Genomic DNA, 19991 nt, shown 5'->3' with positions numbered 1-19991 from the left:
AATTTGACTTGGATCCTGTTAAGGTTAATGAAGTAATGGTGGAGGATGTACTGAACTGGAGCAAGTTCAAGCGTGTGCCAACTAGTGGAGTTGCAGTTGTCCTGGAGATGAATTCTGTCGTGGACGAACTGATTGGCAGTCAGTTGTCTGACCGGGTTGAGCGCTGGATGGAGCTCCAACTAGGTGGCCTCGCGGCCGGAATTGCCCTGGTGGGTTCATCCGACGATGCCGTGGCTGATCGCCAGCTCATGAAACGCGGGATCGGCCAACCCGCGGAATTGGCGGTGGCGAGGTGGCCGACAAACTGCCGCGATGAACTCGGCTCTCCGCTGACCAAGTGGGGGACTGGGAGGGCAGCGCTGAGTTTCCTGCCAGTGGAATTGCACCGTGGATGAACTGATTGGTAGGCGCTTGTCCCACTAGGTGAGCGCTGGATGGCCGCTCCAACTTCCGGAAGCCAGGCGAAGGATCGGCCTAGTCGGTTCACGCCACGATGCCGGGGCTGATCGCCAGCTCGTGGAATGCGGGATCATCCACCTCGCGGAATTGGCGGTGGTGAGGTCGGCGATAAACTGCCGCGATGTACTCCCCTGGCAACTGACGAACTAAGGGATGGGAGGCCAGCGATGAGCAAACGCTGCGATGGTCACTTGACCAACTCAGAGGTGGATCATGAGCGTGCGCATTCTGACCGCCATCAGACGTGGAACTGCAATCGACCTAGCATCCGCGACCTGCCTCGCGCGGCCAGTGAACTGCGAGACACACCTGCGCGCCTGGCCCGTTCGTGTTCATGGCAAGGGGCTTCACCCGCGCTTGAATTTGCAGATCCCGCAAGCCCTTCTGAACACGGCCCAGGGACCGAGTTTGTACCGAAGCTGCAAGTTGCGAAGTGAAAGGCCGGCAGTGCCAATGACATCGTTGGAGCGCGGTGGGCAGTTCCTCCACCGCAAATTCCGGTACGGTTTGTCAGGCCGCTGGAGTTCCCTTCCTGGTGGTCCTGAATCGCCGAGTCGGTGGGGTTAGGTGGAGGAATTCATCCACGACCCCTCTAATTGCTGGGAATTAGCGAGACTGGCGCTGAGCCCGCGCCAATTCCCCTCGGAGCGCCACTCTGGCTTGACGTTGCACGCCAATTCTGATCGCAGCCCAGTTGATGTGATTTGGGCAAATGATAGAAAATGCGGGTTTCGTGACATAACAATCTATCATTTGACGGCGACTCGGCGGTTTACGGATAGCTCACCGACAGTCTGGCTGACTATAGTGCCCTGAATTTCCGATTTGCGTGCAAAACAGGGGGCGCATCAGAACCTAATTCGTTCGTCAAGATAGAAAGTCGCTTGTTTCGCGGTCGTGATAACGCTCCGCGCAATTGGTTAATTTGCCTGTTGACTCATCGTTTTCACGGGCCCAGCAGGGCGTCTGCGTTAGCTACCAGACGGCTCCATCCGGGCGGGCACGTCTTTCGGAGCGGAGCGCGCGCCCGGCCAGAACCTGACCTCAATGGCGGCGCCACTGCGCGCTGCCGTGGTCGCTTTTGGCAGGAGCCAGGCGTGTCCCAGGAATTGCATTTTGTTGGCCTCGACGTGTCGCAAGCCAGCACCAGCATCGCGGTCTGCAATTCGCAGGCGCAGGTGCTTCATGAAAGCAAGGTCGCCACGGATCCGGAGGCCATTGCAAGATGGCTCTCGGTCCTTCAGTTGAATTACGGCCGCGTAGGCCTGGAAGCCGGGCCATCTTCCGCCTGGCTGCATGACGGCCTGGTCAAGGCAGGGCTCCCGGCGATCTGCATCGACCCGCGCCTGGCGCACCTGTTCAACAAGATGCAGATCAACAAGAACGACCGCAACGATGCTCGCGGGATCGCCCGGATGATGGCGATGGGCGTGTTCAAGCGCGTACATGTAAAGTCGCTCGACGCGCGCGCCCGGGCAGCGCTGTTGGTCGCGCGCAAGACGACGCGCAGCAAGATGCTGGCCACCCAGAACGCGATCCGCGGCGAACTCAAGGTGTTCGGATTTCAGGTGGGGCAAGTGGGCCGGCGCGGTTTCGCGGCGCGGGTGGAAGCCCTCATCGCCGACGATCCAATTCTGCAGCGCGCGATCGGGCCGCTGTTGTCGGTCTGGCGAAGCCTGGGCGCGGAATTCGATGCGTTGCACGCGTCGGTGCTTGAAGTCGTTCGCGATGATCCGGTCTGCCGGTTGTTGATGACCACGCCTGGCGTGGGACCCGTGGTGGCTCTGACCTACATGACCGCTATCGATGATCCGGCTCGGTTCGCGTCGTCCAAGCACGTTGCCGCATACCTGGGGCTTACGGCTCGCCAGCACCAGTCTGGTGAAACCAACCGCATGCTCGGTATTGCCAAGGTTGGTCCGGATGCTTGCCGCGAAGCGCTCTATGAAGCCGCTACGGTCCTGCTCCACCGTGTCGGGCGTGACTTCGAACTTCGCCGCTGGGGGCGCGACGTTGCTCAGCGCCGGGGGAGAGGCAAAGCGGTCATCGCAGTCGCGCGGCGGTTGGCGATCATCCTCCACCAGATGTGGATCACCCACACGCCGTTCCGGTGGGAGGCTTCCGTTTGAACAGCTCCGACTGGGCAAGCGGACGATGCAATAGGAGTAACTGCTGCACCAAACCTCATTGATCCGTCAAAGGACGTGGGAGTGCCGATCCCGCAAGCCGGCCTGTGGCGCACGCCACGAGATCGAGACAAGGACGGCGCAAAGTACATGACCCAACGACGTGGAGCGGCTGATAGCCTGACTCCGAAGGTAAGCTTAGAGCCTTGATGGATCGTGCAGGCATGGGGTGGGCACAAAGCGGTCACGTACGATGCAAAACTAAGTTTCCAACGATCACTGCGACCTCAAAGGCTGCCCTATTAGGTAAGCCGGCTGGCCCTCCCTGCGGCCCCGCCCCGGCGACGTCGCTCACCCAATGAGCGTTTCCGGACATAGCCCCAAGAATGGCGGATTTCTGCGGGCTTCAGAGGGGCGGTTCCAAGACTTCGCGCGACTAATGTCTCGAAAAGCGAAACCGCGCGGGCGAGTGTAAAAGGCGAAAAGCGACCTGGCCCGGACCCATGCCCTCGCGCGCGCGAAGCCCAACCGGGGGACCTCCGCCTCGGAGTGGGCGTCCGGGCAAGGTCGAATTGCCCTCCCGGCTTGCCTCCGGTGGGACCTCCGCAACCCCTGATCAAATCCACGGCGGGGCACCGAAGACAGGGCCGGGCACGGTCGAAGGGTTGGCTGGCCATCGACGGTGGGGGGTGATTGGCCGCCTGTCGCGGCGGTGCCCGACACGAATGGGGACATTGCTCGCGAACTCCCCCTCCCAGGACAATGCGCGGCGAGGGCTCCAGGCAAGTCGGCGGCGCGCCTGGCTTGCCAGGCACGGGCCTGGCACGCGGTATTGGCATGACCGAACGGCGAACACCAAGTGTACTACGCCAAGTGTTTGAGAGTTTACTTGACTTTTATCGGACAATGCGCTACCATGCGCGCATCAGTCCAATAGACCTCGCAAGGGTCTTGGCTTGGTTCCCCGTATTACAGGTTGGCTTTACGTTCAAAGCTGGCCTGTATTTTGTCCAACGAATGTCGCGCGCCCGCTTCTGTCAGGCTGCGACTGCTCGCTCGGGCCTTCCCCTCCCTTTGCTGCTCACCCCGTGTGGCAGTTTGTATTTCGGATAAAGTTCTATGGATAAGATGTGCCGCGCCCGGATCATCCTCCGGCAGGTGGTCTCGCTTGATCTCGCCAAAGGGATTACGCTTCCCAACGAAACCAACTTCCAAGTGCCTGACATGCGGCTCATCGACGTGACCAGCGAATGGAAGGCGACCATTACTCGCAACGCCCGTAAAGCCACCGCCGGGGATGCCCCCGGGCCGGCGTGGGACTTGCTTAGCCTCCATGCCGACGGAGACCTCCAGTTGGCGCTTCATTTTCGCGAGGATCAGCTCAAGCTTATCCGCTTCTGGCCAGGATTTTGGGAAATATGGTTCGGCACCTATGACCCGACGGATTACAAGAAGCTGGGCGAGGCGAATTAGGCGCGGGCGCTCGGCCAGTCACAAGTCCGTTCCAACCCGTATGAACGCGCAGCTGGAACAGCTTGACGCCCTTTTTTGTGGGGATAGTGCAACACCTATTCCCCAAGGCGGAGAGATGAGACCTAATGGTGCGAGATTTCGAGCAAACCGGTACGCTGATCACGCTAACTTCAGACATTGTCGCGGCACATGTCAGCAACAGCGACGTATCGGTGCAGGACGTGCCGCAGCTGATCCAGAACGTCTATGGCGCGCTGGCGGGCCTCGGCGCGGCGCCGGCCGCAGAGGTTAAGCCCGAACCGGCCGTATCGGTTCGTTCCTCGGTCAAGAACGACCACATCGTTTGTCTCGAAGACGGCAAGAAGATGAAGATGCTCAAGCGCCACCTGATGACCGACCACGGGATGACCCCGCAGGAGTACCGGGCGCGCTGGAGCCTGGCGGCCGACTATCCAATGGTCGCCCCCGACTACGCCGAGAAACGCCGCGTGCTGGCCAAGCAGAACGGCCTCGGCCGCAAGCCTGGGCAGCGCCGGGGCCGTCCGAAAAAGGTGGGATGAATTCAGCGCCAGACATGATCGCGTTCGCCTGGCTTTTGGAAGAAAGCCCCCGGAATCGGCGCCCTGCATAGGGCCGCATTAGTCCTCGATCGCCATACGTGTCGGCAAGCCACTTGGGTCGCGCGTGGGCGCGACAGTCGGGTGGATGCCTATGGGGCGCTGTCCTCGCCAAGTCCCTCACCGATCGATCGGCCAGTGACTGGGTGGGAATAATGAAATGGGATAAATGGATTCTTTGGCCACTGCGGCGGGGTGGGCCGCAATTCATCGGGGCCATTCGGCACTTCCGGATACGTGCCCGTCCATGGCGTAATCATAATCGGATGGCTTGGTGACTTGGCCCACCCACCTTCGTAGGGGGCTTGGAAAGTCAGGCGATAATTGAACAGTGCGATCTTCCACACGCCATCTTCCAAGACATATTCATTTTCATGAACTCCAGCTTCCCAAAACGCTTCCGAAAAACTCGGCGGAAAATTGTTACGGTAGGCCTCGTGCGCTCCCACTTGCAGTAAGGCACGGAAGCGGCCCCATGCTCGGCTCCGGTCAGGGGCAACATGAACAATGTCCTGTGCGATTACATGCTCGGCCAGCATGCCATCACGGGGACCATAGGCGCCCTCGGTCCAGCTATAGAGTCGTTTTGCCCCTTCCCTGCCGTGCCAAATGCCGTTGAGAAAGCGCAGCTCGCACTCGCGAGCGAAGAGATCGACGATTTCCTTGAACAGCCATTTGTCCATGCAATAGCCATAAGTGAAATGCAGCGTGCGGATTGCCTGCACGTCTCTATGAAGCTGCAGCTCCGCTTCGAGCTGGGTGACTTTTGCCACTAGCTCGTCGATCCGTTTGTCGGACATCAGGCGTTACTCCTTTGGCGATCTTGCGGCCGCCGCTTCCGCCTCGCTCTTCCAGTCCTCAATCGGATCTTGGAGTTCCATGTAGCGGCCAGACAAGATGTCATACTCGCCCGCTGCGAGCGCAGCGCAGCGAGTTGCGGTGCGGATGAGATCGGCATCAGGATCGTCGCGCTCGCGTCCCTCATCGAGGTAGGCAAGCATGTGCGGCATCCATTTTTGAGCGCTGGGATCGTTGTATGTGTCTTCCGCAAGTTGCGTCACAACGAACCCGGGTTCTACGGCAAATACCTGCACGTTATGAGGGCGCGCTTCCTCGGCCGCCATTTCGACTAGCTTGTTGAGCGCTGCCTTGCCGACGCTGTAGGCCGACAAAAATGGAAGAGTGAGCTTGCTGGCGATGGCCGAAATGCAAATGATTCGGCCTCGCTTGGCTGCGATCATATCCGGCATGAGTTCGTGCATGAAAAGATAGGGTGCGCGGATGTGGACGGCCTCCGCTTTCCACCACAGTTCAACGTCGCTTTCCCAAACCGGACCGAAAGGCCATGGGACCCCCGCATTACTCACCAGAATCGAAGGCGGGCCATGAGCGGCGCGGGCAGCGTCACAAGCCGCCTTGACCTGCCGCGGGTCTGTCACATCCGTGGCCGCAATAATCGCTCTGCCGCCGGCAGCGTGAATTTCGGCGGCGACCTCCGACAGTTGGTCGGCGCTACGTGAGACCAGGGTGACTGCCGCGCCCTCAGCAGCAAGCTGTAGCGCGATTGCGCGACCAAATCCGCGACCCGCGCCCGTGACCAGCGCCGACATTCCTTGCAAGCTATCTGTCATAGTCTGTCCGATCTTCGTCTTGTTTCGCTTCAGGGACGGGGATCATCTTGTGCATTGTGCAGGCCGCCGCAGAACGGGTCACGTGACCATTCACTCGGTCCAGCGTAAGAGACGACGACGGTTCTTAGTGCAGCTTGAGGCGCGGCCGAATGATGCGGTTGACCCGCCCGACAAGCAACAGCGCTACGCCTTTCGCCCAGCCATGAATCGCAATGAGGTGCATCCTGTAAAGGGACGAGTAGACGAAGCGAGCCAGTCGCCCTTCGATCGCCATTCGACCTCCCACCAGGTTTCCCATCAGGCTGCCGACTGTCGAGAACCTGCTTAGCGAGACCAATGAGCCGTGGTCGCGATACACGAATGGCTTGAGCGGCCGCCCGTCCATAAGCCGGGACAGATTGTCGGAGACGCGAGATGCCATCTGATGAGCTGCCTGCGCGCGTGGTGGGACGGGCCGGTCGGTGCCTGACGCCGTATAGCTGGAGCAGTCACCGATAGCGAAGATTCTCTCATCGCTGAGGCTTTGCAACGTACTACGCACGACAACCTGATTGGTACGGTTCGTTTCTAAACCAAGTTCTGCCAGGAATGGCGCTGCCTTCACTCCGGCGGCCCAGACAATGAGGTCCGCCTCGATCCGCTTTCCATCTTTTGTGAGAACAGTGCGAGGTATGGCCTCAGTGACAGCGACGCCCGTGCAGACCTTTACCCCCAGCGCCTCGAGCTCGCCCTTCGCCGCCGCGGCGAGGGTCTCAGGCAACGCCGGCAGAATGCGCGGGCCAGCTTCAAGCAGGGTAATCTGCAGCCGGCTCTCGTCAAACACTTCAAGCCCGTAATGTTTGAGCGCCGCGGCCGAGTTGTACAGTTCAGCGGCCAGCTCGACGCCGGTCGCGCCCCCGCCGATGATGGCAATTCGAACGTGCGCGTCTGCCGCGGGGTTGGAGCTCATCGCGCGTGACACGCGCAAGCAATGGTTGAGTAGCAAGTTGCGAAATCGATCAGCACCCGCCCGATCATCAAGAAAAAGGCAGTTCTCGGCTACACCAGGAGTTCCAAAATCGTTTGTTACCGAGCCAATGGCGAGCACTAAATAGTCGTAGCGGATCGTGTGCCGAGCGACGACCTCGCTACCGTCGTCATCAAGCATAGGCGCTAGTACGATCTGCCGATTTTGCCGGTCGAGGCTCTCCAACGCGCCCAAGAAAAAGCGATAGCCCCACCGATGGCAGTGGCTGCGATAGCCAACCTCGTCGAGGTTGGCGTCAAGCGAGCCCGCCGCAACTTCATGCAGCAGCGGCTTCCAAATGTGCGTCCGGTTCTTTTCGACGAGAATGATGTCGTGCTTCTCTCGACCGTAACGTGCGCCCAGCATTCGCACGAGTTCAAGACCGCCAGCGCCGCCTCCAACCACCACGATCTGAGTCTTGCGTTCAGATCGGACTTCAAGGGCAGAGATATCGGCCGCGGTCTCGCTCCCCGTTCGTAAGGCAGACTAGCTTGCCTTTGCGGCCTAACACTGTTAGGGAACGGACGCAAGGAGGGCAGGGGCCGATGACACGCACACGGGAAGAGGACGCAAATCTGAAGCTGGTTCTCGACATGTTTGCAGAGGTCCTAAACCCGATGGACTCGTCTGCAGTCGATCGATTCATCTCGCCCGACTACATCCAGCACAATCAGTCAGTGCAGCCCGGGCGCGAAAACCTGAAAGATTTTCTGGACATGATCCGGGGCCAAAATCCCGATGCAGTTCACGATATCAAGCGGGCGTTCGTCGACGGTGACCACGTAATCGTACACTACCATGTTCGCCGGTGGCCGGATGATTTGGGCTGGGCCGTGATCGACATATTCCGAGTCCAGGATGGTTTCATCGTGGAGCATTGGGATGTCTTACAGAATGTCACCACAGGCGGACCAAACCCGATTTCGCCTTTCTGACATCCTCCCTCACCAATTCAAATGGGACTTTCGTCATGCCCACCGCACAGCACTCGCACGACCGCGCTAAGCGATTCGAGGGCCGAATAGCCCTAGTCCTTGGGGGCAACAGCGGCATGGGCCTTGCCACCGCGGCAGCCTTAGCGGCGGAGGGAGCCAAGGTGCACCTGACCGGTCGTAACCAGGCGACCATCGATGAGGCGGTCCAGGCAATTCCGGGCAGCACTGGCTACGTTGCCGATATCTCCGACATTCAATCCACGGACGACGTGGTCCGAGCCATCGAGTCTAGCGACGGAAAAATAGACGTTCTCTACATAAATGCTGGAGTGGGTGGCTTTGCGCCACTTCGCGAAATCACCGAGGACGCGTGGGACCATGTCCATTCGATCAATCTAAAGGGATGTGTTTTTGCCCTGCAGAAGGCTGTCCGGCTCATGCGAGAGGGTGGTTCTGTGGTGGTGACGGGTTCAATAGGGGCACATGTCAGTGTCTCCGGAAACGGCATTTATGCGGCTGCGAAGGGTGGCCTCTACGCCGCGATGAAGGTCTTCGCTGGCGAGCTCATCAAAGAGGGCATTCGCCTCAATATGGTTAGCCCGGGACCCATCGACACACCTCTTCTGTACCGCAATCCTGGGATGACAACAGAAGAGTCGGATAGCATGAAGGAGTTCCTCCGAGGGGCTGTTCCAATGCGCAGGATGGGCCACAGCGACGAGGTCGCCAAGACCGTGCTCTTTCTCGCTTCGGACGACGCGAGCTTCATTACCGCTGCCAACATCTTCGTGGACGGTGGAATGCTCGAACTTCGGTGATTTCGGTGCGCTCGAGCGCAGGCAGACTTTCTACAGCAAGCGGATCTAGATATGCGAAACTACAGAATGTTGGTTGGCGGTCAGCTAATCGAAGGATCAAGCAGTTTTCCTGTAATTAACCCCGCGACCGAGCAAACTATTGCCCGGTGTCCGAAGGCGGACGCAGACATTCTGAATCGCGCTGTGGAATCCGCCAAGAGTGCCTTCCCCGCTTGGGCTGCCAAATCGTTCGATGAACGAGGCGAGCTCGTGGAAAAACTCGCTTCGGCGGTTGAAGCGCGCATTGACGAGTTCGCCCGCCTGCTGACAGCTGAGCAAGGCAAACCGCTCGATCAGGCCACTTACGAAATTATGCGGTCGATCAAGACCCTGCAGACTTTCGCCAAGATGCGGATTGCAGACAAACTGCTACGCAATGAAGCGGGCAATTCGGTCGTGGAGCATCGGACGCCGCTAGGTGTTTGTGCAGCGATCACGCCGTGGAATTTCCCTGTAATCCTTTTGATGAACAAGGTCGGTCCCTGCTTGGTGACAGGCAATACGATGATTGCCAAACCTGCGCCCACCACCCCCCTGACGACGCTCCTGTTCGGAGAAATCGCGGCTGGAATCCTGCCCGCTGGCGTGTTCAATGTGGTCTGCGACGAAAATGAGCTGGGGCCGCTAATCACCGCACATCCCGACATCGCCAAGGTGGCGTTCACAGGATCGACTGCCACTGGCAAGAAGGTGATGGCGGCGGCGGCGGCTGGAATGAAACGCGTGACATTGGAGCTCGGCGGTAATGACGCCGCTATCGTTCTCGATGATGTGCCCGCCAAGATCGCTGCCGAAAAGGTGTATAACGGAGCAATGGCGAACGCTGGACAGATCTGCGTCGCTGTAAAGCGGGCCTATGTTCCAGAGGCAATGTACGATGAATTCTGCGACGCCCTTGCAGATCTGGCGAACGCAGCCGTTGTCGACGACGGGACGCAGCAGGGCGCAACTGTCGGTCCGATCCAAAACAAGGCCCAGTTCGAAAAGGTCAAGGGCTTGCTTGATGACGCAAGGCAAAGAGGCCGCATCATTGCCGGAGGACGACCTCTCGATCGCCCAGGATACTTCATCCCCCCGACTATTGTAAGAGATCTCGATGACGATGCCCCATTGGTGAAAGAGGAGCAGTTTGGACCGGTTTTGCCTGTTCTCAGCTACAGCGAAATCGATGAAGTGATTGCGCGCGCAAACGCGTCCGAATACGGACTAGGCGGGACTGTGTGGAGTGCGTCAACGGAGCGAGCGGTTGAAGTAGCCCGCAGAATTGATACCGGCACAGTGTGGGTTAATCAGTACCTGGCCATTGACCCCAATATCCCATTCCGAGGCTCGAAGCAGTCAGGGATTGGCGCTGAGCTGGGCGAAGCTGGGCTGCTGGAATATACGCAGGCACACGTGATAAATGCTGTGCCGCTTCAAATTGCGTAACCTAATCGGCGGTGGGGCAGTGCAGGGCAGTGCCTCACCGACTTTAACCTTTTCTAGTGTGAGAGCTTGCGAAGGATATGTTCGGAAGCTTTGTCGCCGATCATGATGGCGGTTGCGTTGGTGTTGCCGGCAGGAATAGTTGGCATGATTGAGGCGTCCGCTACCCACAAGCCACTTAAGCCATGAACATCCAGATCGGGGCTAACTACCGCCGAAGGGTCTGCGGCTGAGCCCATTCTAGCTGTACCAACGGGGTGATACATGGGAATGCTGGCAGCGCGGATGTATTGACGCAGGAGTTCAGGTTCGCTGTCGGGCAGGCCGGGTCGGACCTCTGAAACAACTTCAGAACTAATGGCGGCTTGCTGCATGACACGCCGAGCGATCGTCATGCCTTCAATCAATTGCTCCACGTCGTCATCGCTTCCCAAGAGCGTATGCCGTATACGTGGAGCCGCTCCGGGATTGCCCGGGTCAAGCGAAACGCTGCCTCGTGAGCTTGGTCGCGCTAGGGCAATGAACGTGGACGCTGATGAGTTGGGGCGCAGCACCAAGTTGCCCTGCGGGGTGACATCGAAGGCAAATGCCGAGAATGCGAGTTGCACGTTAGGTGCGTCGAGACCCGGACGAGTGCGTACGAAAGCTTGAGCGTGTCCGATCCCAGTTGTGAGTGCTCCGCGTCTAGCGAACGCGAACTTGAGAAGCTCAAGAACGCCAGAGATTCCTTGAGCATCGACGTTCAAAGTTCGCGACTGCACCTCGTTCACAAGATGGGTCCCTACATGTTCCTGGAGATTCGTCCCGACAGCGCGAACATCCAGAACGACATCAAGCCCGCATTCCTGAAGATCCTTCCCCGGACCCACCCCCGACAACATTAAAATACGCGGGGAATTTAGGGCCCCGGCGCTTACAACAACGCCCCGGTGGGCGTGAATGGTCTTCGTTTCCCCCTCGTGGCGAAGCTGGACGCCGGTTGCTGTACGACCTGAAAACTCGATCCGGACGACTTCGGCATTGGCGAGGACCTGCAAGTTGTCGCCCCCCAAAGCTAGGTAGCCGCTGGCACTTGAACAACGCAGTCCGCGGCGCTGCGACAACTGTACGTGATCGACACCTTCCGCAGACTTGCCATTCAAATCCGCCGATCGAGGATAGCCGGCTTGTTGGACGGCTTCGATCCAGTGATCAGTAATTGCATACCGGGAGCGGCATTCCGACACAGCGATGGGTCCGCCGCGACCGCGCCAGGGGTCTTCCCCGCGCTCGTTGTCCTCCAACCGACGAAAAAAGGGCAGGACCGACTCATAATCCCAGCCGGTGGCACCGAGACTGGACCAATGATCGTAGTCCCAACGGTGACCGCGGACGAACATCATTCCGTTTATGGCGCTGCCCCCGCCGAGCCTTTTTCCGGCGGGCCAGACATCGGTTCGACCCGAAACAGATTCGTCCGGTTCAGCCACATAGCACCAATCAAAATCTGGGTTATGGACAATTCCACCGACTAGCGCAGGCACGATCGAGCGGATCGCTGGTCGCGATTCTCCCGCTTCAATAAGCAGTACCCTAACACCGGCAGCAGCTAAGCGTGCTGAGACAGCACAGCCCGCGGATCCGCCTCCGATCACGATGAGGTCAGGCGTCCCCAGTTGTGAATTATTGGTCATATTGCTTGCGACCGCGCTGCATCGAGCTTCTCGCGGCTGACCCATGCGCCGTGGACCTGGCTGCGCAGCGCGAGGCCGGTCCTGACCTTGGCGATCGGGCCTTTCTCGATCTCATCGGCGGCGACGATCCACAGCTCCGACGAATAGTCGTGCGGCGGACCCGCGCCCGGGGGTCCGTTGGGCAAATCGACCACGGTCAGCAGCCACCCGCCGTGGCTGGGATCGGCCGACGGCACGTACGCCGGCTCGCTGATCCCCGCGCCCGGCGGCAGGCCCATCGCGGTCAGCCGGCCATTGCCGGGCTCGATCCTGAGCAGGATGTTGAAATTCGCGCCGACCGGCCCGCCGAGCATCGGCGGTCCTTGCGCCTCGGGGTTCATCGAGAGGTACCACGCGCGGTTGTACGGCCGGCCCTGGTCGGCATCGGCGAGGCGCGGCAAGTCGCCAGGGGGGCCCAGCGGGCGCTCGGCGATGGTCGGTTCCGCCTGGCTCATGTCGATCGTCCAGCGGGTCACCGCGCCCTGCAGGCTCTGCTGCTCGCGCTCGATCCCGCCCGCCTCGCGCATGAAGCTGAACGCATTGGTGTCGGTCAGGCACAAGTCGATGTGGACCAGGTCACCGTCGTCGTAGGCGTTGACCTCGTGGAACACACTGACCCCGACCGGTCCCTTGATCCACTTTATCTCCGAAACCTTGCCGTAGCGCGGCATAATCCCGACCCAGCTCTCCTTGTCCTGGTGATGGGCCCAGTGCGCGCCCCCGGACTTGAGCCGTTCGAGGTCGGCGAGCGTCGGGAAGATCGGGAAGATGGCGTACTTCTCGGTGATCACGAAGTCGTGGATGGTCGAGCAATAGGGTTGCTCGAACCACTGCTCGCTGACCAGGTTGCCGTCCTTGTCGGCCACCCCGTAGGCGACGTCGAGCGAGCACAGCCCACCCGCTTCGTAGCCGAAGAAGAACAGCTCGCCGGTGATCGGATCGACCCTTGGGTGCGCGGTAAACGTTTCTGAACGCAGGGTTCCGTAGAAGTCCCACTTGCCCGCGGTTTCCAGCGTATGCGGGTTGATCTCGTAGGCGCGCCCGTCTTCCTTGGTCATGAACAGCCGGCCCGCGTGCCACACCGGCGTGGTGTTGGCGAGCGTGCGGTCGACCCCGGCGACGCTGGGATCGTCGGTGAACGGGTTGCGGTAGCGCCCGAACAGCGCGCGCCGCGCGGCCTTCTCGGCCTTGTAGCGCTCGGTCTCGACGTATTTGATGTCGTAATCGACCGCGCCGCGCTCGAAATTGAACCGCGCGATCATCCCGTCGGCGTTGAGCGCGATGTCGTCCTCGAACATCGGCGCGTGGGCGTTGTCGGGCACCGCGCGGAAGAACGCGCCCTCGATCTCGGCGGGGATCTCGCCCTCGACCTCGAGGTTGCGTACCGACAGCTCGAGCCGCCGGGGCGTGTTGGTGCCGATGAAGTGCAGCGTCTGGGGAAAGGCGTTCACTCTAAGTTCTCCCGAGCTTCTTGGGTGCGGTACCACCCGCATTTATCCCGGCAAGGCTGCCAACGCCGGATAGACAACGTTAGACTAACAGTGTAAGGTAAGCAAGAAGGTCGACAGCGATCTAGGGTGGGGATCAAGATGTTTCAGAGCGCATCTCACTTTGGCAACGACGGGCCGGACCGCGTCTGATCGCATGGCCGAAGTTCCGCTGCCCCCCGACTTCACCGCCGCCAAGCTGACCCAGGCGCGGCGCGCGTTCGAAAGTGCGCTCGGCGCCGGCAAGGTGTTTTTCGAGAGCCTCGACCGCACCGGCTACCGCGACAAGTTCGCCATCGCGGACGCGCGCCACCTGCCCGCCGGGGCGATCGGGCCGACCACGGTCGAGGAAGTGCAGGCGGCGCTCAAGGTCGCCAATCAGTTCCGCCTGCCGGTGTGGCCGGTAAGCCGCGGCAAGAACCTCGGCTACGGCGGCTCGGCGCCGCTGATGTCCGGCTCGGTGGTCATGGACCTCAGCGGCATGAAGAAGATCGAGTTCGACGAGGAGTTCGGCACCGTGCTGCTCGAGCCCGGCGTCGGGTTCTACGACCTTTACGACTTCATCCAGGCGAACAAGCTGCCCTACTGGCTTTCGACGCCCGGCAACTCGTGGGGCAGCGTAATCGGCAACGCGCTCGACCGCGGGGTCGGCTACACGCCCTATGGCGAGAACACCAAGAACCTGTGCGGGCTCGAGGTGGTGCTGCCGACGGGCGAAGTGGTGCGCACCGGGATGGGCGCGTTCACCAATGCGCCGACGTGGGGCGCCTATCCGTTCGGGTTCGGCCCGGCGTGGGACCAGATGTTCGTCCAGTCTAACTTCGGCGTGGTCACCAAGGCCAACATGTGGCTGATGCCCGAGCCCGAGAGCCTGATGGGCATGGACGTCGAGTTCGACCGGCCCGAGGACCTGAAGCCGCTGGTCGATGTGATCGGGCCGCTGCGGCGCGAGCGAGTGCTGCAGCAGTCGCCCAGCATCGGCAACTGGCTGCGCGCGGCGGCGGTGGCCACGCGGCGGGGCGAATGGACCGACAAGCCCGGCGCGCTCGACGATGCGGTGATCGATGCCATCCGCAAGCGCTTCGGGCTCGGCTGGTGGGGCGTCAGCTTGCGCCTGTACGGGCGCGAGGACATCAACAAGGCGGCCTACAAGGTGCTCGAGAAGGCGATGACGGCGATCGGCCCGTTGGCGATCAAACCGACTACCTGGGTCAAAGGCCAGCCGCTCGAATACTCCGGGTGGACCGGCACGCCGATCACGTTCCCCATGCAGAACGTCAACTGGTATGGCGGGCGCGGCGGGCACATCGGGTTCTCGCCGATCATACCGCAGAATGGCACCGCGGCACTGGCCCAGTTCCAGCGGACGTACGCGCGTTATCAGGAATACGGCATGGACTATCAGGGCAGCTTCGCCTTCGGCGAGCGGCACCTGACCAACGTCAACGCGATGCTGTTCAACAAGGACGATGCGGCGATGATGGGGCGGATCGACCCTTTCTTCCGCCAGCTGGTGGCCGACGCCAAGGCGCAAGGGTACGGCGAGTACCGCACCCACCTCGACTACATGGACCTGGTGGCCGACAGCTACGACTGGAACGGCGGGGCGCTGCGCACGCTGAACGAGACGGTCAAGGATGCGCTCGACCCCAACGGGATCCTCGCGCCGGGCAAGAACGGGATCTGGCCCAAGGGGCAGGGCCGAAGAGCGGGAGTGCGGAAGTGAAGCGTCTGCTAGTCGCGGGTCTGCTGCTCGCCGGGGGCGCGGCCGTCGCGCAGGCTCCCCCCGCGCCCAAGCCGCTGACGCTGTCCAGCCGTCCCGGAGCGAGCGGGGGCGAGGCGCTGTACCTCGAGCACTGCGTCAGCTGTCACGGGCCCAACGGGATGGGCACCGGGCTGCTGGGGCGGCGAGTCCAGCCGGCGCTGCTTGAGGCGCGCGACAACCTTCCCGCCGCCTACGTGGTCATCGCCGTGCGCCAGGGCGTGGGCAATATGCCGCCGGTCCCGCGCGGCGAGGTCAGCGACGACGAGCTCAAGGCGATCGCCGACTATCTCGCCGCCGGGCCGCACGAGGCGGCCAAGTGATCCGCGCGACCCGCCGCGAGGCGCTGGCGGGCGCGCTGGCGGTGCCCGCGATGGGCAGCGTGGCTCACTGGCGGTTCCAGGCGGGAGCGGTGGTGGTCCACGACCCCGCGCTGGCGGCCGGCCGCCGGTTGGCTGCGCAATCCCCCGGCGCGCTGGCGATCGAGGGCGACCGCATCCGCTTCGCGCGGGCGCTGTTCGCCCGCCGCCCGTCGCTGGTGGTCGGGGTGAGCCGACCGGCCGACGCGCTGTTGATCGAGGAAGTCGCGCGCGAGGCAGGTTATGTGGCCGTGAGCGCCCACAGCGCCACTTTGGCAGAATCGATTGCAGCCGCCTCGACCATCGACAGGGGCCTGGTCTTGGGCTGGGTTTTGACCGCTCAGTCGTAAGGCACCAACAAATCTCAAACCAATGAGGATGACTTCCAAATGAAGACCCGCGCCGCCGTCGCCTTTGCTGCCAAGCAGCCCCTCGAGATCGTCGAGGTCGATCTCGAGGGGCCGCGCGCGGGCGAGGTGCTGGTCGAGATCATGGCGACCGGCATCTGCCACACCGATGCGTACACGCTGGACGGGCTCGATTCCGAAGGCATCTTCCCCTCGATCCTGGGACACGAGGGCGCGGGAATCGTGCGCGAGGTCGGCCCAGGCGTGACCAGCGTGAAGCCGGGCGACCACGTGATTCCGCTGTACACCCCCGAGTGCCGCCAGTGTAAGTCATGCCTGTCGGGCAAGACCAACCTGTGCACGGCGATCCGCGCGACGCAAGGCAAGGGCCTGATGCCCGACGGGACCAGCCGGTTCTCGTACAAGGGCGAGCCGATCTTTCACTACATGGGCTGCAGCACGTTCGCGAACTTCACCGTGTTGCCGGAGATCGCGGTCGCCAAGATCCGCGAGGATGCGCCGTTCAAGACCAGTTGCTACATCGGCTGCGGGGTCACCACCGGCGTCGGCGCCGTGGTCAAGACAGCCCAGGTCGAGCCGGGCAGCAACGTGGTGGTGTTCGGCCTCGGTGGCATCGGCCTCAACGTGATCCAGGGCGCCAGACTGGTAGGGGCGGACAAGATCGTCGGCGTCGACATCAACCCGGCGCGCGAGGAATGGGGCCGGCAGTTCGGCATGACCCACTTCCTCAACTCCAAGGGCCTGAGCCGCGAGGAGACGGTTGCGAAGATTGTCGAGCTGACCGACGGCGGGGCCGACTATACCTTCGACGCCACCGGCAATACCGAGGTCATGCGCACTGCGCTCGAGGCGTGCCACCGCGGGTGGGGCACCAGCATCGTGATCGGCGTGGCCGAGGCAGGCAAGGAGATCGCCACCCGCCCGTTCCAGCTGGTCACCGGGCGCAACTGGCGCGGCACCGCGTTCGGGGGCGCCAAGGGCCGCACCGACGTGCCCAGGATCGTCGACTGGTACATGGACGGCAAGATCCAGATCGACCCGATGATCACCCACGTTCTCTCGCTAGACGAGATCAACCGGGGCTTCGACCTGATGCACGCCGGGGAAAGCATCCGCAGCGTCGTGGTGTTTTGATGGGCCTGGTCCACATCACGACCCGGCAGGGGGACAAGCACCACCTCGAGATCCAGGAGGGCATTACCCTCATGGAGACAATCCGGGATGCGGGCATCGACGAGCTGCTGGCGCTGTGCGGCGGGTGCGCGTCATGCGCAACGTGCCATGTCTTCGTTGATCCGGCGTTTGCCGATCGTCTTCCACCAATGGGCGAAGACGAGAACGATCTGCTCGACAGCTCGGACCATCGAGCACAAGCTTCTCGCTTGTCTTGTCAGATACCGATGAGCGCAGAGCTTGACGGTTTGGCAGTCAGAATCGCTCCAGAGGACTGAAGACGCAAGCGGCACTAGCAGAAGATACTTTGAGGGATCGCGACGGGGAGGCAACATGTTCGTACGCAATCAGTGGTACGTCGCAGCATGGGATCATGAGGTCGACCGGCAGCCGATCTCGCGCAAGATCTGCGGCGAAAGCGTGATGCTGTACCGCCGGTTCGACCGCTCGGTGGTGGCCATGCGCGATGCCTGCCCGCACCGCTTGCTGCCGCTGTCGATGGGCATCAAGGAAGGCGACAACATCCGCTGCCGCTATCACGGGCTGGTGCTCGATTCCCACGGCGCGTGCGTCGAGATGCCGCTGAAGTCGGACCCGCCGAACAAGGCGGTCAAGGCAAAGATGTACCCGGTCATCGAGCGCCACCGGTTCGTGTGGGTGTGGATCGGCGAGGCGGAGCTGGCCGATCCCGAGCAGGTGCCGGATTTCTGGCCGTGCTCGCGGCCCGACTGGACCTTCGACGGCGGCTACTACCACATCGCGTGCGACTATCGCCTGATCATCGACAACCTGATGGACCTGACGCACGAGACCTATGTCCACGAAGGCTCGATCGGCCAGTCCGAGCTGATGGAAGCGCCGATCGAGACCGTCCAGGACGGCAATGTGGTGATCGTCCGGCGGTGGATGCCCAATATTGAACCACCGCCGTTCTGGCGCGATGCGCTCAAGCGCGACGGCCAGGTCGACCGCTGGCAGGTATGCGTGTTCCTGCCGCCCTCGAACGTGCTGATCGATGTCGGCGTCGCGCCGGTCGGTGAAGGCGCGACGATCCAGAGCCACGACAACGGCGTGCGCGGGGTGGTGATCGACGCGATGACCCCCGAGACCGAGACCACGACCCATTATTTCTGGGGCATGGCGCGCAATTTCGACATCCAGGACGCGGGGTTCACCCGGCGCTTCCAGAACCAGCAGGGTCATGTGTTCGCCGAGGACGTCGAGGTCCTCGAGGCGCAGCAGCTCTCGCTCGAGGCCAATCCCGACATGAAGCTGCGCGGGTTCAACATCGACCAGGGCGGCGTCAAGGCGCGGCTGGTGATCCAGCGGCTGATCAAGGCGCAGCAGCCCGCCGCGGTGGAAGACGAGGCGTGAGCGCGGCGCGGTTCGACGTGGTGATCGTCGGCGCGGGCCACGGCGGCGCGCAGGCCGCCATCGCGCTGCGCCAGAACAAGTTCGCCGGGTCGATCGCGATCGTCGGCGAGGAGCCCGAGCTGCCATACGAGCGGCCGCCGCTGTCGAAGGAGTATTTCTCTGGCGAGAAGACCTTCGAGCGTATCCTCATCCGCCCGGCAGCGTTCTGGGCCGAGCGCGAAGTCGCGATGCTTACCGACACGCGGGTGGTGGCGGTCGATCCGGTTCATCGCGAGGTCGCGACCGCCGGCGGGGAAATCATTTCCTATGGCAAGCTCATCTGGGCGGCCGGGGGTCACGCGCGTCCGCTGCCGGTGCCCGGGGGAGACCTGCGCGGCGTCCTGGGCGTGCGCACCCGCGCCGATGCCGATGCGGTCAAGGCCGCCGCGGAAACGGCCCAGCAGATCGTCGTCATCGGCGGCGGCTACATCGGGCTGGAAGCGGCCGCTGTACTGGCCAAGGCCGGCAAGAAAGTCGTTCTGCTGGAAGCGCTCGACCGCGTGCTGGCCCGCGTCGCCGGCGTCGAGCTGTCACGCTTCATCGAAGCCGAGCACCGCGCCCACGGCGTCGACGTGCGGCTGGGGCAGTCGCTTGCCGAGATCGACGGTGACGGGCACGTCGCAGGGGTTCGGCTGGTCGATGGGGATACCCTGGCGGCCGACCTGGTGGTCGTCGGGATCGGCATCGTGCCCGCGGTCGAGCCGCTGCTGGCGGCCGGCGCGGACGGCGGAAACGGCGTCGACGTCGACGCGTACTGTCGCACCAGCCTGCCCCACGTCTACGCTATCGGGGACTGCGCCGCCCATGCCAACGGCTACGCCGAAGGCAACACGATCCGCCTCGAGTCGGTCCAGAACGCCAATGACCAGGCGACCACCGCCGCCAAGCATATCTGCGGACTCGAAGCGCCCTACGACGCGGTGCCGTGGTTCTGGTCCAACCAGTACGACATCAAGCTGCAGACGGTGGGCTTGAGCCACGGGCACGACCAGGCGGTCGTCCGCGGCGACCCCGCCGCTCGCTCGTTCTCGATCGTCTACCTTCGCCAAGGCCGGGTGATCGCGCTCGACTGCGTCAACGCGGTCAAGGATTACGTCCAGGGCCGGAAGCTGGTCGAGTCAGGCGTGAGCGCGCCTCTGGATCGCCTCGCCGACACGGGGCATCCTCTGAAAGAGATCGCAGTCTGAC

At 62.2% G+C, this 19991-nt stretch carries 19 protein-coding genes; 14 read left to right on the top strand and 5 right to left on the bottom strand.

What is annotated here, in order from left to right:
* The first annotated feature begins 8 nt into the window (after window positions 1–8).
* The 4 genes from ACWPMZ_RS11160 to ACWPMZ_RS11145 all read left to right on the top strand — a co-directional run bounded on the left by ACWPMZ_RS11160 (window position 9) and on the right by ACWPMZ_RS11145 (window position 4618).
* Window positions 9–395, top strand: coding sequence for a hypothetical protein (locus ACWPMZ_RS11160; RefSeq protein ID WP_455704081.1), 387 nt, complete (start codon window positions 9–11; stop codon window positions 393–395).
* A 1161-nt stretch (window positions 396–1556) separates the two neighbouring features.
* Entirely contained in the window at window positions 1557–2588 is a 1032-nt protein-coding gene (locus ACWPMZ_RS11155; RefSeq protein ID WP_455704080.1) for an IS110 family RNA-guided transposase, read from the top strand.
* Between the two features lie 1116 nt (window positions 2589–3704).
* Entirely contained in the window at window positions 3705–4058 is a 354-nt protein-coding gene (locus tag ACWPMZ_RS11150) for a hypothetical protein (RefSeq protein WP_455704079.1), read from the top strand.
* A gap of 125 nt (window positions 4059–4183) precedes the next feature.
* Entirely contained in the window at window positions 4184–4618 is a 435-nt protein-coding gene (locus ACWPMZ_RS11145; RefSeq protein ID WP_455704078.1) for a MucR family transcriptional regulator, read from the top strand.
* Between the two features lie 149 nt (window positions 4619–4767).
* Here ACWPMZ_RS11145 and ACWPMZ_RS11140 read toward each other — a convergent pair whose 3' ends face one another.
* The 3 genes from ACWPMZ_RS11140 to ACWPMZ_RS11130 all read right to left on the bottom strand — a co-directional run bounded on the left by ACWPMZ_RS11140 (window position 4768) and on the right by ACWPMZ_RS11130 (window position 7762).
* Window positions 4768–5475, bottom strand: coding sequence for a nuclear transport factor 2 family protein (locus ACWPMZ_RS11140; protein WP_455704077.1), 708 nt, complete (start codon window positions 5473–5475; stop codon window positions 4768–4770).
* 6 nt (window positions 5476–5481) lie between these two features.
* Complete coding sequence (locus ACWPMZ_RS11135; protein WP_455704076.1) at window positions 5482–6306, bottom strand: SDR family NAD(P)-dependent oxidoreductase; 825 nt, start codon at window positions 6304–6306, stop codon at window positions 5482–5484.
* A 124-nt stretch (window positions 6307–6430) separates the two neighbouring features.
* Window positions 6431–7762 carry an NAD(P)/FAD-dependent oxidoreductase gene (locus ACWPMZ_RS11130; RefSeq protein ID WP_455704196.1) on the bottom strand — a complete coding sequence of 444 codons (1332 nt, stop codon included), beginning with the start codon at window positions 7760–7762 and terminating at the stop codon, window positions 6431–6433.
* Between the two features lie 95 nt (window positions 7763–7857).
* Between ACWPMZ_RS11130 and ACWPMZ_RS11125 the strand changes: the two genes are divergently transcribed.
* From ACWPMZ_RS11125 to ACWPMZ_RS11115, 3 genes are read left to right on the top strand one after another with little or no spacing between them, the layout of a single operon-like run.
* Entirely contained in the window at window positions 7858–8247 is a 390-nt protein-coding gene (locus ACWPMZ_RS11125) for a nuclear transport factor 2 family protein (RefSeq protein WP_455704075.1), read from the top strand.
* Window positions 8248–8282: 35 nt separating this feature from the next.
* Complete coding sequence (locus ACWPMZ_RS11120; protein ID WP_455704074.1) at window positions 8283–9065, top strand: SDR family oxidoreductase; 783 nt, start codon at window positions 8283–8285, stop codon at window positions 9063–9065.
* 51 nt (window positions 9066–9116) lie between these two features.
* Entirely contained in the window at window positions 9117–10532 is a 1416-nt protein-coding gene (locus ACWPMZ_RS11115) for an aldehyde dehydrogenase family protein (RefSeq protein ID WP_455704073.1), read from the top strand.
* A 53-nt stretch (window positions 10533–10585) separates the two neighbouring features.
* On the opposite strand, the gene ACWPMZ_RS11110 is transcribed toward ACWPMZ_RS11115, so the two are convergent.
* Together ACWPMZ_RS11110 and ACWPMZ_RS11105 are read right to left on the bottom strand one after the other, a co-directional pair.
* On the bottom strand, window positions 10586–12202 hold the full coding sequence (locus tag ACWPMZ_RS11110; protein WP_455704072.1) for a GMC family oxidoreductase: 1617 nt from the start codon (window positions 12200–12202) through the stop codon (window positions 10586–10588).
* Complete coding sequence (locus ACWPMZ_RS11105) at window positions 12199–13692, bottom strand: carotenoid oxygenase family protein (protein WP_455704071.1); 1494 nt, start codon at window positions 13690–13692, stop codon at window positions 12199–12201. Before ACWPMZ_RS11105 ends, ACWPMZ_RS11110 begins: the two co-directional genes overlap by 4 nt.
* A gap of 193 nt (window positions 13693–13885) precedes the next feature.
* Here ACWPMZ_RS11105 and ACWPMZ_RS11100 point away from each other — a divergent pair, with 193 nt between their 5' ends.
* From ACWPMZ_RS11100 to ACWPMZ_RS11070, 7 genes are read left to right on the top strand one after another with little or no spacing between them, the layout of a single operon-like run.
* On the top strand, window positions 13886–15454 hold the full coding sequence (locus ACWPMZ_RS11100) for an FAD-binding oxidoreductase (RefSeq protein WP_455704070.1): 1569 nt from the start codon (window positions 13886–13888) through the stop codon (window positions 15452–15454).
* Window positions 15451–15813, top strand: a complete 363-nt coding sequence (locus ACWPMZ_RS11095) for a c-type cytochrome (RefSeq protein WP_455704069.1) — start codon at window positions 15451–15453, stop codon at window positions 15811–15813. Before ACWPMZ_RS11100 ends, ACWPMZ_RS11095 begins: the two co-directional genes overlap by 4 nt.
* The gene (locus ACWPMZ_RS11090; protein WP_455704068.1) at window positions 15810–16199 is read left to right on the top strand and encodes a hypothetical protein; all 390 of its coding nucleotides are present in this window, start codon (window positions 15810–15812) and stop codon (window positions 16197–16199) included. Before ACWPMZ_RS11095 ends, ACWPMZ_RS11090 begins: the two co-directional genes overlap by 4 nt.
* A gap of 39 nt (window positions 16200–16238) precedes the next feature.
* Entirely contained in the window at window positions 16239–17351 is a 1113-nt protein-coding gene (locus ACWPMZ_RS11085) for an S-(hydroxymethyl)glutathione dehydrogenase/class III alcohol dehydrogenase (RefSeq protein WP_455704067.1), read from the top strand.
* On the top strand, window positions 17351–17668 hold the full coding sequence (locus ACWPMZ_RS11080) for a 2Fe-2S iron-sulfur cluster-binding protein (RefSeq protein ID WP_455704066.1): 318 nt from the start codon (window positions 17351–17353) through the stop codon (window positions 17666–17668). The genes ACWPMZ_RS11085 and ACWPMZ_RS11080 overlap by 1 nt, the downstream gene beginning before the upstream one ends.
* 55 nt (window positions 17669–17723) lie before the next feature.
* Complete coding sequence (locus ACWPMZ_RS11075) at window positions 17724–18764, top strand: Rieske 2Fe-2S domain-containing protein (RefSeq protein WP_455704065.1); 1041 nt, start codon at window positions 17724–17726, stop codon at window positions 18762–18764.
* Window positions 18761–19990 (top strand): NAD(P)/FAD-dependent oxidoreductase, encoded by a 1230-nt coding sequence (locus tag ACWPMZ_RS11070; protein WP_455704064.1) that lies wholly within the window; start codon window positions 18761–18763, stop codon window positions 19988–19990. Before ACWPMZ_RS11075 ends, ACWPMZ_RS11070 begins: the two co-directional genes overlap by 4 nt.
* Window position 19991 lies beyond the last annotated feature (1 nt).

The sequence above is a fragment of the Tsuneonella sp. HG222 genome, assembly GCF_053819185.1.
This window is presented reverse-complemented; position numbering and strand designations above follow the sequence as displayed.